This is a genomic window from Moorena sp. SIOASIH (assembly GCF_010671925.1).
Taxonomy (GTDB): domain Bacteria; phylum Cyanobacteriota; class Cyanobacteriia; order Cyanobacteriales; family Coleofasciculaceae; genus Moorena.
In genome coordinates, this window is sequence record NZ_JAAHIH010000005.1 from 125572 (window position 1) to 139204 (window position 13633).

Genomic DNA, 13633 nt, shown 5'->3' on the forward strand with positions numbered 1-13633 from the left:
CGCCAAGCTACACAGAATTAGCGTATTACTTTAATACTACAACTTGATCGGCGGAATCTGGGATAAAAAAATTAAATTTTTACCTTAGCCAAAGTATAATCTTCACAGTTTGATGATCAAGAAAAAAAACAATGAACAAAAAAATCTTACTAGGTTTTATTTTAGTTCTATTACTACCGGTTACTGCCTGTTCCCCTAGCTCCGATTCTACATCCTCGTCTGGAAATGGGGCTGAGGTGCAATCTTTTACCACTGGAGCAATCCCCGATCAAGATCCTGAAAAGTTACAGCGACTCTACGGCAAGCTTGCAGCTTACCTAGAAGCAGAGTTAAAGGTTCCGGTAGAATACAAGCCCGTGATTGACTATGCAGCAGCGGTAACAGCTTTTCGGGTGGGGGACTTGGATCTGGTCTGGTTTGGTGGACTGACTGGGGTTCAAGCACGGTTACAGGTAGAAGAGGCTGAAGCGATCGCTCAACGGGATATTGATGCTGAATTTCACACCGTTTTTATCGCCAATAAAAGCAGCGGGCTCAAACCCATTAAGGACATTAAAGATTTAAAAGTTTTGAAAGGTCATACCTTAACCTTTGGCAGTGAGTCATCTACCTCTGGACGCTTGATGCCCCAGTATTTTCTCCAACAAGCAGGGGTAAGCTTAGACGATTTTAAAGGTGAAGTTGGGTTTTCCAAATCCCACGATGCCACCATTCAATTGGTTGAGGCAGGAAGCTACAAGGTAGGAGCCTTGAACGAACAGGTCTGGAAGAGTCGCGTTGCAGCTGGAAATGTGGACTTAAAAAAAGTAGAGTTGATTTGGCGAACTCCAGCTTACTATGATTATCACTGGGTCATTAATCCTAAAGTCAAAGAACGCTACGGGGATGATTTTGTCGAGCGGGTTCAAGCCGCCTTGTTAAAGCTAGATCCTAATGTTCCTGAGCAAAAAGAAATTCTTGACTTATTTGGAGCTACTAAATTTATTTCTACAAAAAATGACAACTATGCCCAAATTGAGGCAATTGGAAGAAAAATTGGCAAGATTAAGTAAATAAGCTGATGTGCATTTAAATTGGTTATTCCCCGTTCCTTTATCCCCTTTTCCCTAGTTCCCTTTGAGCAATTTAGGTGACGTTGCTGAATCTTTGAATGAATAGGAGTAGGGTGGGCATCCTGCCCGCCCGAAAATATCAGGTGCGCTTGACCCATTAAGAATTAAATTCGCCACGGGTCGCACCGTCAGGAACAGGCAAGATGCCCATTCCACAAAACTCTTAAAATCATTCCAATATTAAGCAACGCCAAATGCTGAAGAGCTTATCACTAATCACCAATGACTAAAATTCCTATCTTTGAACTCAAACAGGTATCCCAGCAATTTGGCCAGTTTCGGGCATTGACTAACCTTAACCTCAAGATTTATCCTGGGGAACGAGTTGCCCTAGTGGGGGCGAGTGGTGCAGGTAAAAGTACCTTGATCCGCCTGCTCAATGGCATTTTACTCCCCAGTCAAGGAGAAGTCTGGGTCTTAGGTCGTAATCTAGCTAGAATCTCCCCGCGCCAATTGCGTCAGGTGCAGCGTCGCCTTGGCACCGTTTACCAACAGTTCAATCTAGTCAATAACCTCCGGGTGATTCATAACGTTAATGCGGGTCATTTAGGACGCTGGTCATTGATGAAAGCTCTTGTTTCTTTATTGTTTCCCCAAGAGGTAGACACTGCTCTCAAGGCTTTAGCTCAGGTAGGAATTCCCGAAAAGCTTTATGCACCCACCGAGGAACTGTCTGGAGGACAGCAACAACGGGTTGCCTTAGCTAGAGTGCTGGTGCAAAATCCTGAGGTGATTCTTGCTGATGAACCGATTTCTAACCTGGACAGGCAAATGAGTCGGGAAATTATGGATTTGCTCAAGGAGATAAGTGAAACTGGGGGAAAGACATTAGTAACTAGTCTGCATTCTATCGAATTCGCCTGCAGTCATTGCGATCGCTTGGTGGGATTGCAACGGGGAAAGATTGTCTTTGATGTTCCTCCAGGGGTTTTGTCTCAGAGCATGATCGACAAATTATATGCTACAGAGACTGATCTGATGAATGTATAGTTTGAAATTTTTAGGAACATTTCAGTCTCCAATTATATAGCACTTGGAGTAAATATTAAAACACATTAGAGGTCTATAAATCATCTTTAATCGAGTCAAATTAATCAAACTAAACGTTCCAAAAATGATGATTTAAACTTGAATTTTATAAACGATATTAGCGTGACCAAAGTAGTTCTATTAATTTTCTAAATTTTGACTACAGTAAAGCTAAGTAATTACATATTTACACTACCATTTATTTCGTTTTTTTCGTATGTCTATTAACCTCTAGTTTTAGGGTGTTATAGTATTATATAAATCTATATTTGTGTTGCCTGTTACCCGTTTTATGTTCCCTGTTCCTTTGAAACCAAAATACTATTAAAATCCGTTGCAATAACTTAGATGACTCAAAGTTTATCTCGTCCACCATTACTGAATCGCAGCCTGCTGTGGGCAATTTGTTTTGTCATTTTTATCGGGATGGCGCTTGTTAAAGCTGGTATCTTTGAGCAAGATCTTATTAATCTGGGAGGATTTTACCAACTATTGCGATTCTTGCGGGCGAGTTGGCACCCCGAAGTGAGTCCTGAGTTTCTGCACCTGACCCTGAAGGCTACCCTCACGACCCTAGCTTATGCCGCCTGCGGCACTTTTCTGAGTATCTTGCTCGGCGTGGTGGCAGGAGTTATCACCTCCCAGGTTTGGTGGTTGACAGTCTTTCCTCACTGGACTCTGCGACAACCCATCTGGCTGGGAATTCGGGGACTGCTGGCTTTCCCCAGAGCGATTCATGAGATGATCTGGGGCATTTTTTTTGTCAGTATTTGGGGTTTAGATCCTCTGGCGGCCATTATGGCCATCGCCATTCCCTATGGGGCAATTGTCGCGAAGATCTTCTCAGAAATTCTGGATGAAACGCCCCGGGGTGCTTTGATGGCATTACTCAGTAGTGGTGTGTCCCCCTTGATGGCCTTTCTTTACAGTATCATTCCGCAAGCCTTTTCAAATCTCCTGTCCTACACCCTCTATCGCTTTGAGTGTTCCATTCGTTCAGCTACTGTACTGGGGCTGGTTGGGGCTGGTGGGTTGGGCTATGAGATCTTGTTGAGTTTACAGTCTCTGCGTTACGAACAACTATGGACGTTTTTCTATGCCCTAGTTTTATTAAGCGCTGTGATTGACATCAGTAGTGTCATCTTGCGCCGCCGGATTAATTTAAGAGTAGTTTTAATTTTAGTGGCCTTGTGCTGTTTGGGGTTTTTGTATGTCAGTCCTGATGTGAGCAAGTTTTGGTCTCCCCGAACTCAAAAACTCTTGGGTGACATTGCCCAAGCATCATTTCCCCTCAATTTTAAGGCTGTGCCCTTGTCGCAGCTGTGGAAGTTATCACTACAAACTCTAGTTATGTCTGTCCTGGCCAGTGCTGGTTCTGGTCTTGTAGGGATTGTTCTGTCTTTTCCGGCAGCCCATAATTTTTTGCTACCAGGGGGATTGCTCAATCCCAGTCCAAAAGCTTCCCGATTAGCTGCCTTACAAGGCTGGTCTATCCTAGTATTCACCAGGATCATACTACTGTTTTGCAGAGCTATTCCTGCCCCAATTTGGGCATTAGTGGTGATGTTTGTCATGTTTCCGGGAGTTTTACCTGGTGCGATCGCCCTAGGATTGCATAATCTTGGCATCCTTGGCAGGTTGATGGCAGAAATCAATGAAAATTTGGAAAAGCCTCCCTTAGAAGCCTTAAAAGCACAAGGAACTCCAGGAGCACTCTTGTTTCTCTATGGGATATTCCCGATGAATTTACCTCGTTTTCTGGCTTATATTTTCTATCGCTGGGAGGTGTGTATGCGGGAGACGGTGATTGTAGGATTAGTTGGGGCTGGAGGATTAGGGGTGTTGTTGACCGAACAACTGAGCAGCTTTGATTATCGGAGTGTGGGGATGACGCTGCTTTGTTTTGTCTTTTTGACTTTTTTCGTTGATTGGGTGAGTGCTGCCGCTAGAAGGTCGCTCAGCTGAGCAAGTACATTAAACCCCTTTGAAGCCGCTGAGTTGCTAGGCGTTAACGTCAGGACTTTAGCTAGATGGGAAAAGCCAGGAATTATCCAAGGGATTAAAACACCATCTCGACAACGGAGACAAGAATGATCACGAATTATGCTCAGAGCCTTCAAAACCAAGTTAAAACTGAATAAAAAAGGCTCTTCAGTACTTGTGATGCTAAACACTTTGGAAAAGGGAGCTAAGGCAAGTGAGCCACGCTTACTGGCAGAGCCAGACGCTGTGCGAACGCGCCCCGCGTGGCCTACGGCCAAACGCGAACGGAGCAGTGGCAAGAGCCCCTATTCAAAAAAATTTTTTAGTTGAATAGCATAAGTTTTCTGTCTTGATCCAAAGCGCGAGTGGGGGAAACACCCGTGATGCCACTGCACCGCTTGTACAGTAAGCTTTATGAGTTGTTTAACTGTCGATTTAGCATAAAAGGTACTGAAGAACCTATTATCTACTACCCATCTTTTTTAGCCTCACTAACCTAAAGCTTGGACAAGATCTTCTAGTAAATCGTCAGTATGTTCAAGACCCACAGACATCCGTAACAGATTGTCTGGGGTTCTGGTACCAGGAAATTCCATAGAAGCACGATGTTCGACTAAACTCTCGACACCACCCAAGCTAGTGGCTCGTGTAAATATCTTGACCTTGCCAGTAAAGGCAAAGGCATTTTCCCTGTTTCCTTTCACCTGGAAAGAAATCATACCCCCAAACAGGTTCATCTGACCAGCAGCAATCCTATGTCCTGGATGGTTTGGCAATCCGGGATAATGAACAGCTTCTACTTTGGAGTGTTCTTCTAAAAACCGTGCCACCTTCAAGGCATTTTCTGAATGAGCTCTCATGCGGTAGGGTAAGGTCTGAATGCTCCGCAGCAGTAACCAACAGTCGAAAGGGGCGGCTACTGAACCGCCAGCCATCTGAATTGTTTTAATTTTTTGAAAAAATTCATCCTCAACCTTTGTAATCACGGCACCTCCTAAGACATCACTGTGTCCACCGAGATACTTGGTTGTGGAGTGGATAACCAAATCTGCACCCAACTCCAACGGACGTTGGCTAATGGGTGTTGCCCAAGTGTTATCGCAAACACAACAAACATTATGCTGATTGGCAATGTGGGCAATCTTGCTGATATCGGTAATCCTTAACATCGGATTGGAAGGGGTTTCTATCCAAATCAGCTTGGTGTTGGGTTGAACTGCCTCCATGACTGTGGTAGGATTAGCCATATCTACAAAAGTAACCTCCAAATTCCAAGGTCCGAAAATTTCTCGCAAGAGAAACCCGGTTCCTGTGTAACTATCTAGAGGTGCAACTACATGGTCTCCAGGGGACAAAGCCTGGAAGATACTCAAGGTAGCCGCTGAACCAGAAGAAAAAGCGGCGGCGGCTGCTCCCCCCTCCAATTTAGATAGGCATTTCTCCAGACTATCCCGATTCGGGTTATTGTCTCGACTGTAGTTATAACCCTGAGGGTAGCTGCCGTCTGGCTGACGTTCAAATGTAGTAGATAGATAGATTGGGGACACTACTGCCCCTGTGGCTGAGTCAATATGATGGCCAGCATGCACTGCCAGTGTCTCTATTTTCATGCAACCTTTTGCTCAAATCACTGATAATACCTTTTCATAGAGAAGACACCAAATCATCTATACATATATAGATGTTTGCCCTATGATGCCCCATTAATTGCGTTGACATTGTGTGATTGATTACATAAGACTTGCTTATCACTGATTGATGTTTGCCATATGATGCCCCATTAATCCCGTCTACATTGTGTGATTGATTACATAAGACTTGCTTATCACTGACAATAGGGGTAAAACTTAATCAAAACCCATATTCACTAAGGTTTGTTGCCAAATTGCCAGTACCATAAGAAAAATTTACCAATCGTTTTAATTGGGTTGAGTTACTTATGGGCTTCCCATTGCCCCGGTATGATAGGGGAGTTGTTGGTAATTATAAAAAAATTGTGAAAAAAATTACACTCTTAGGTTCCACTGGCTCAATAGGTACCCAAACTCTCGATATTGTTAATCAATACCCCGAGCAATTCCAGTTAGTGGGATTGGCAGCTGGGCGCAATGTGGAAATGTTAGCCGCTCAAATTCGGCAATTTCGACCGATGATTGCCGCAATTCGTGATCAAGAGAGATTGCCAGAACTCAAAGCAGCAATTGCTGACCTTGACCCCCAACCTATCCTCCTAGGGGGCGAAGCTGGAGTGGTAGAAGTGGCACGCTATGGTGATGCCGAAGCTGTAGTTACTGGCATTGTCGGCTGTGCGGGTTTGTTGCCTACTATTGCTGCTATTGAAGCGGGTAAAGACATTGCTTTAGCGAATAAAGAAACTCTAATTGCAGGTGGTCCAGTGGTACTACCCTTAGTGGAAAAACATGGTATTAAGCTGCTACCAGCTGACTCAGAACATTCGGCAATTTTTCAGTGTCTTCAGGGAGTGCCAGCAGGGGGATTGCGGCGGATTATCCTAACTGCATCTGGGGGGGCTTTCCGAGATTGGTCCGTAGACAAGTTAGCTTCAGTGAAGGTGGCTGATGCCCTGAAGCATCCCAACTGGTCAATGGGTCGTAAAATTACTGTAGACTCTGCCACCCTGATGAATAAGGGATTGGAAGTGATTGAGGCTCACTTCCTGTTTGGCATGGATTATGACCACATCGACATTGTGATCCATCCCCAAAGTATTATTCACTCCCTGATTGAACTACAAGATACTTCAGTATTAGCTCAGTTAGGTTGGCCGGATATGCGCTTACCTTTACTCTATGCCCTGTCATGGCCGGAACGGATCTATACCGATTGGGAACCACTAGATTTGGTGAAAGCTGGTAATTTGACTTTTAGGGAACCGGATCATCAGAAATATCCCTGTATGAACATCGCTGATGCCGCTGGTCGGGCTGGGGGGTCGATGCCAGCGGTATTGAATGCAGCCAATGAACAGGCAGTTGCCCTATTCCTAGAGGAGAAAATTGGTTATTTGGATATTGCTCGTTGTATTGAATCTGTATGCGATCGCCACCAAGCTGATAACTGTTCCAATCCTTCCTTAGACGATATCTTGACAGCAGATCAATGGGCAAGACAGGAAGTTTTAGCTGCTAGTAAGTTGCTCCGGGATTCGATCACTTTCCCGCAGCCTCTAGCTTCAACAAGTTGATTAGGTTCAAGACCTGCTCAAAAATCAAACAAACGTTTTGGGAACAGTCGCGCATAGCCCCGACGTCAAGGGCTAGTTCAGTCGGGGTAGTTTACGCTATGTGCTTGCCTTAAACTTGTGAGTGGACAATAACAGAAGTTGGAGAGCTACTTATGGACGCCGCTGCACTCTGGCAACGCTATCAGGATTGGCTTTATTACCACGAAGGGTTAGAGCTTTACCTCGATATCAGCCGTATGGGGTTTGATGATGCCTTTGTGGAGGCGATGCTGCCTAAGTTTGAAAAGGCATTTAAGGATATGGATGCCCTAGTCAACGGTGCGATCGCAAACCCTGATGAAAACCGCATGGTCGGTCACTACTGGCTAAGAGACCCGGACTTAGCCCCAACTCCAGAACTCCAACAAGACATTGTCAACACTCTCGAAAAGATTGAAACCTTTACCCAAAATGTCCACACGGGTGCCATCCATCCCCCTAGGGCACCAAAATTTACAGATGTTCTTTCCATTGGTATTGGGGGCTCTGCCCTTGGTCCTGAGTTTGTCGCTGAAGCCCTCGCGCTAGACTCTCCTCCTTTGGCTATTCACTTTATTGACAATACTGACCCAGCTGGCATTGATACTGTCCTGACCCGACTCCAAGACCGATTATCTAGCACTCTGGTATTAGTCATCTCCAAATCTGGGGGAACACCAGAAACTCGTAACGGCATGGTGGAAGTTAAAACAGCCTACGAGTCTCAGAATCTAGACTTTGCTGCCCAGGCTGTTGCCATTACGGGTGTTGGCAGCAAACTAGATCAATTGGCAAAATCCGAAGGTTGGCTAGCCACCTTTCCCATGTACGATTGGGTAGGAGGACGTACCTCTGAAATGTCCGCCGTGGGACTACTTCCAGCTTCACTACAAGGGATTGATATCCGTCAGATGCTGGCTGGTGCTAAAGATATGGATAGCGCTACCGGTAGCCCCGAGCTCAAAAGCAATCCAGCAGCGTTACTTGCCCTATGCTGGTACTTTGCTGGCAATGGTAACGGGGAGAAAGATATGGTCATGTTGCCTTACAAAGACAGTCTATTGCTATTCTCCCGTTACTTACAGCAGCTGGTAATGGAATCTCTAGGTAAGGAAAAAGACCTAGATGGCAATACGGTTTATCAGGGCATTGCAGTTTATGGTAACAAAGGCTCAACGGATCAACATGCCTACGTACAGCAACTTCGGGAAGGTGTTCCCAATTTCTTTGTCACGTTCATTGAAGTCTTAGAAGACCGACAAGGGAAGTCTCCAGAAGTAGAACCTGGTGTAACTACGGGAGACTATCTATCAGGTTTATTACAAGGTACTCGGCAAGCGTTGTATGAAAATCAACGGGATTCCATTACCGTAAGCATTCGTCAGGTCAATCCTAGAACCGTGGGGGCATTGATTGCCCTGTATGAACGTGCTGTTGGTCTTTATGCATCCTTGGTAAATATCAATGCCTATCACCAACCTGGGGTAGAAGCGGGTAAAAAAGCCGCCGCTGCCATTCTGGATTTACAGAAAAAGGTGATGGAGGTACTACACCAGGAAAGTGCTGCCATATCTGTTTCGGAGTTAGCTGAGAAAGTGGGAGCCCCTGACCAAATTGAAGGGATTTACAAATTGCTCCGTCATCTGGCTTATAATCAGCGGGGTATTGTCTTAGAAGGGAATCTGGGGCAACCAAGTAGTCTAAAAGTTTGTGCTGTATAAGCTAATACACATTTCACCTTTTTTGTTGACAGTTGACTGTTAATCATTGACAGCCAACTGTCAAATTTAAGGCTAGTTAACAGGCTTCCCTAGTCAACCCAACTAAACGGACAAGGGGTCTCCCCTTATAATCTTTGATTTAACGAGAGGGGAATTGCCCGACGGGGTATATTGGTTCTTGACATATTGTTTGAGTGGTTCAACTAAGGGCTGATGATACTGACCTACTGCTACAAAATTAAGCCGAACACCGAGCAAGTAGCCATCATGGACAGATGGCTAGAACTGTTGCGCCGTCACTGGAACTATGCTCTAGGGCAAAGACTTGATTGGCTCAATAGGACTCGTTGCTCTATTGATAGATGCAGTATCGTTAGTGAACCGATTGGTGCAATTCCGGAGAGGGTCAATTACTACACCCAGCAATCTGCTCTCAAGGAAACTAAGCGGCTGTTTCCTGAGTACAAAAAGATCTACGCCGAAACTCAACAGGTGAATCTGCAACGGCTGAACAAAGCATGGGATAGATGGCGTAAACCGGATGCCAGTGGCAAGCGTGGCGGAAGACCTCGCTTCAAAAAGCCTGGAGATCTTCGGTCGTTTGTGTTCCCCAGGGTTAACCATACCAAAGCCGGAGCGCACCTAATCGATGGTGTACTAAAGCTCAGTAGAATCGGTTCTATGGCTGTGGTAATGCACCGACCCCTGCCGGAAGGTTTCACCTTGAAGCAATGTACCATCATCAAAAAGGCTGATGGCTGGTATTGTTGTATCTCAATGAAAGATGATACTGTCCCTGAGCTGTTACCTGTGGCTTCAGTTAAATCTGCTGTCGGTATCGACGTTGGCTTGGAAAAATTTTTAACCACATCTGACGGCGAAGCTGTGCCTATTGCACAGTTCTATCGTAAGGCTCAAAACAGACTGGCTCAAGCTCAACAAGTAATGTCGCGTCGTGTTAAGGGTTCTAAAAACTGGGAAAAAGCTAAGAATCAAGTGGCTTTATTGCACCTTCATTTAACCCGTTGCCGAAAGGAATTTCACTACCAGGTTGCACATTGGTTGTGTAGTAAGTACGACCTGATTGCTCATGAAAATTTAAACATCAAAGGACTCGCTCGAACTAAGCTAGCAAAATCAATACATGATGCCGCGTGGGGGTCATTTCTGGAAATCTTACAAGCAGTGGCGGTCAAACGCGGTTTGTTAGTCCAGAAAGTCAACCCACGGGGTACAAGTATTGAGTGTTTCAATTGTGGAGCTTCAGTTGAGAAAAATCTAGCTGACAGAGTCCATCATTGTCCTGATTGTGGAGTAAAAATTGACCGCGATTGGAATAGTGGCATCAACATTTTGAATCGTGCATTAATGGCGGTTGGACTGCCGCTCAATGGCTGTGGTAAATCGATACAGGATATCGAGGAGCAGCAAGTCTCATTTGCGAATTTGAGAAGCCCACATCATAATCTCTGATTTGATGTGGGAGTGGTCACGAAACTTGCTAGAATAGAAACCATAAAAAGTAGTATTTTATCTTAAATGTAACGTTTTTTACAAACAAATTAACGTTTTTTAAAATTTTGGTTACAATGCTGGGCATAAAGGTAGCTGAATTAAAGAGGTCAGAGGTGCAATGGCTCAGTCTGATGTAGTAACTGTCGGTCAATACCTTACTCAACGCCTGCAAGCCGCTGGTGTCAAGCATATTTTTGGCGTAGTGGGAGATTACGTCCTCGGTCTGATGGATGTCTTGCTAGAGAGTTCTGTAGAGTTAATCTACACCTGTAACGAACTCAATGCCGGATATGCGGCTGATGCCTATGCTCGCCTTAATGGTGTTGGTGGGTTGTGCGTTACCTATAATGTCGGTGGACTCAGTCTAGTCAATGCGGTGGCGGGTGCCTATGCTGAGCTAGTCCCCCTGATCGTGATTAGTGGAGCACCTAACAGTTCCCAGCGGCAACATAAGTTACTCTTACATCACACTGCTGGTAATTACAATCTACAGCTGGAAATTTTTGAAAAAATTACAGTGGCAGCCGTGAGGCTTACCAGCCCTAGTCAAGCGGCAAGGCAAATCGACCAGACCATTGCTGCTTGTTTGCGCCACCGCAGACCTGTATACATTGAAATTCCCTCAGACATAGTCAATCAACCTTGTCCTGTTACTGGGGAACGTGACTTACCAGAAGCCCCAATTATGGATATCCACGCTTTATCAGAGGCAGTTGAAGAGGCTGTAAGTTTGCTAGAGCAATCCCAGCATCCCGTTGTTATAGCTGGGGTTGAACTCCACCGCTACGGTATAGCAGACCAACTTACCCACCTGCTGGAGCAGACGGGATATCCCTTCGCTACCACTCTGTTAGGCAAGTCAATCATCTCGGAAAGCCACCCACAATTCATTGGCAGCTATGCAGGAGCGTTCAGTCAGGAGTATGTACGCCAACGAGTTGAAACAGCCGACTGTATTTTATGCCTGGGTGCCTTCATGTCAGACATTAATCTGGGTGCTTTCACTGCCCAACTGCCGGAAGAGCGATTAATCAACGCTAATTCTGACAAAGTCAAAATCAAACACCACTTCTATTCTCCAGTGTATCTACCGGATTTCATGGCTGGTTTAACTGCCAAACTTCAGAAGAAAAAATCTGATGTCTTGGATATCAAGCCAGCTATAGAGTCTTTGTCTAAACGCTTTGAGTCACAACCTGAGCAAAAGCTAACCAACGCCAGATTCTATGAGCGGATGACTCACTTTATTGATGATGAGTCAATCGTGATTGCTGAAACTGGTGATGCTTTAATTGCTACCGTTGATTTGGTACTCCACGGAGACAGCGACTACATTGGACAGGCGCTTTACACATCTATTGGCTTCTCAGTTCCTGCCTGCCTAGGAGTCGGTTTGGCTGTTCCTAACCGTAGACCGATTGTGTTTGTCGGTGATGGTGCCTTCCAGATGACTTGTCAGGAACTTTCTACGATTATTAGGCATCAACTTAACCCGATTATCTTCTTAATTAATAATGACGGGTACACTATTGAGCGAGCTATCCATGAAGGCTCGTACAACAATATTCAACCTTGGAAATATCATCAGTTACCCCAGGTTTTTGGCAATAGCTGGAGTTGCCAAGTGCGTACTGAAGGTGAGCTAGAACTTGCCTTAGAACAGGCAAAAGCTAACGAGGATAAAATCTCATTTATCGAAGTTCATTTAGATCGCCTCGATTGCTCTTATGGTGTCAAGCGCTTGGGTAAAGCTTTAAGTGCTATGCAAGGATTATCAGAGTAGTGGCTGGTTTAGGCAAGAGGGGGTCCTGACTGACTAATTAATCACAAGGGTGATTCTTTGTGAACCCTGAGCTATGTTGTTGTCTAGGTATCTATATTAATTTTACCAGGCAACTCCTATCTCCACACAGTTCTGATGGAGCTGGTGTGGAAGTATTTTTAGTCACCAATTTAGCACTAGATGACCTAGCTTAGGAGTAGGTTTGTTGTGACATACTCCCACACTGATCTATCGGTTCAGTGTGGGCTTCTTGCCAACTCCACCTATCGGGAACGGATACTCGGCAAGCTTTATTAACGATACGGGATGCCCCTCCGCACCGGAACAATACAACTCGTTCTTTCTTTTTAGATAAGCAGGTGGCGGTTAGCTCTTATTTTGTCTTCCCTGCTATTTCTATTATACCGTCTTTTAGGCTGTTTATCAAAGCTTCTGTCCGCGATTCATCTCACACTCATGGCGTAGCATTGAGATGTGAGGCTTCTCGCGGATCTAGCTAAATGTCAGTACTATAGTTATCCCATGCCATTGATTATTCTGGTTGCAGATGACGACCTGGGCACTCGTCTGTCTGTAAGCGATTATCTGGAAATGTCAGGTTATTCAGTTATTACTGCTGAAAATGGTCAGCAAGCGCTGTCTATGATTGAGACTTATCACCCTCACCTTCTGGTTACAGATATTAATATGCCGCGAATAGATGGCTATGAACTGGTGAGAAAAGTGCGTCAGAAGCCCCCATTGCGTTTGTTACCTGTTGTATTTTTAACCGAACTCAATAGCACCAATCAACGCATCAAGGGTTATCAGTCGGGGTGTGATGTCTACCTACCTAAGCCCTTTGAGATGCAAGAATTGGGTGCAGTCATTCAAAGTTTGCTAGTGCGATCGCAAATGATTCATACAGAGTTACGATTCTCATCACCACAGACTACAAAAGAGCCGGTTGAGCAACCGCAATCGAGCTCAATCAAATCCGTAGAGATTAATCATCAATCAGGGAATAATACCCAAGCTCATGCTCTACAGCTGACCAAGCGAGAACAGCAAGTATTGAATTTACTGGCTACTGGTTTATCCAATGTCGAAATCGGTAACCAACTACACCTGAGTCCAAGGACAATCGAGAAGCACGTTAGTCGTCTGTTCAGAAAAACTGATACGAGTAACCGAGCCGAACTCTTACGATTTGCCTTAGAACACCATTTAATCCAATGAATTAATCAAGTTAACCACCCATGGCACAAACGCTGAGTTCACCATTGGC

At 44.9% G+C, this 13633-nt stretch carries 11 protein-coding genes; 9 read left to right on the forward strand and 2 right to left on the reverse strand.

What is annotated here, in order from left to right; genetic code table 11:
* Window positions 1-131 precede the first annotated feature (131 nt).
* From F6J90_RS27640 to F6J90_RS27655, 4 genes are all read left to right on the forward strand, one after another.
* Window positions 132-1052, forward strand: coding sequence for a putative selenate ABC transporter substrate-binding protein (locus tag F6J90_RS27640; RefSeq protein WP_293101009.1), 921 nt, complete (start codon window positions 132-134; stop codon window positions 1050-1052).
* Between the two features lie 282 nt (window positions 1053-1334).
* Complete coding sequence (locus F6J90_RS27645; protein ID WP_075897524.1) at window positions 1335-2102, forward strand: ATP-binding cassette domain-containing protein; 768 nt, start codon at window positions 1335-1337, stop codon at window positions 2100-2102.
* Window positions 2103-2489: 387 nt separating this feature from the next.
* Window positions 2490-4106 (forward strand): ABC transporter permease subunit, encoded by a 1617-nt coding sequence (locus F6J90_RS27650; RefSeq protein WP_293101013.1) that lies wholly within the window; start codon window positions 2490-2492, stop codon window positions 4104-4106.
* Between the two features lie 33 nt (window positions 4107-4139).
* The gene (locus F6J90_RS27655) at window positions 4140-4235 is read left to right on the forward strand and encodes a hypothetical protein (RefSeq protein ID WP_293087521.1); all 96 of its coding nucleotides are present in this window, start codon (window positions 4140-4142) and stop codon (window positions 4233-4235) included.
* A gap of 380 nt (window positions 4236-4615) precedes the next feature.
* Here the strand turns inward: F6J90_RS27655 and F6J90_RS27660 are convergent, their stop codons facing one another.
* Window positions 4616-5734 (reverse strand): PLP-dependent transferase, encoded by a 1119-nt coding sequence (locus F6J90_RS27660; RefSeq protein WP_293101016.1) that lies wholly within the window; start codon window positions 5732-5734, stop codon window positions 4616-4618.
* A gap of 386 nt (window positions 5735-6120) precedes the next feature.
* Between F6J90_RS27660 and dxr the strand changes: the two genes are divergently transcribed.
* From dxr to F6J90_RS27680, 4 genes are all read left to right on the forward strand, one after another.
* Window positions 6121-7329, forward strand: a complete 1209-nt coding sequence (dxr, locus tag F6J90_RS27665) for a 1-deoxy-D-xylulose-5-phosphate reductoisomerase (protein ID WP_293101018.1) — start codon at window positions 6121-6123, stop codon at window positions 7327-7329.
* A 152-nt stretch (window positions 7330-7481) separates the two neighbouring features.
* Complete coding sequence (locus F6J90_RS27670) at window positions 7482-9068, forward strand: glucose-6-phosphate isomerase (protein ID WP_293101021.1); 1587 nt, start codon at window positions 7482-7484, stop codon at window positions 9066-9068.
* Window positions 9069-9281: 213 nt separating this feature from the next.
* Window positions 9282-10541 (forward strand): transposase, encoded by a 1260-nt coding sequence (locus F6J90_RS27675; RefSeq protein ID WP_293101024.1) that lies wholly within the window; start codon window positions 9282-9284, stop codon window positions 10539-10541.
* A gap of 160 nt (window positions 10542-10701) precedes the next feature.
* Window positions 10702-12366: a thiamine pyrophosphate-binding protein gene (locus F6J90_RS27680; RefSeq protein WP_293101027.1), complete on the forward strand. Its 1665-nt coding sequence runs from the start codon at window positions 10702-10704 to the stop codon at window positions 12364-12366.
* Between the two features lie 190 nt (window positions 12367-12556).
* Here the strand turns inward: F6J90_RS27680 and F6J90_RS27685 are convergent, their stop codons facing one another.
* Complete coding sequence (locus F6J90_RS27685) at window positions 12557-12694, reverse strand: hypothetical protein (RefSeq protein WP_293101030.1); 138 nt, start codon at window positions 12692-12694, stop codon at window positions 12557-12559.
* 194 nt (window positions 12695-12888) lie between these two features.
* On the opposite strand from F6J90_RS27685, the gene F6J90_RS27690 reads away from it, so the two are divergent.
* Window positions 12889-13584 (forward strand): response regulator transcription factor, encoded by a 696-nt coding sequence (locus tag F6J90_RS27690; protein ID WP_293101033.1) that lies wholly within the window; start codon window positions 12889-12891, stop codon window positions 13582-13584.
* Window positions 13585-13633 lie beyond the last annotated feature (49 nt).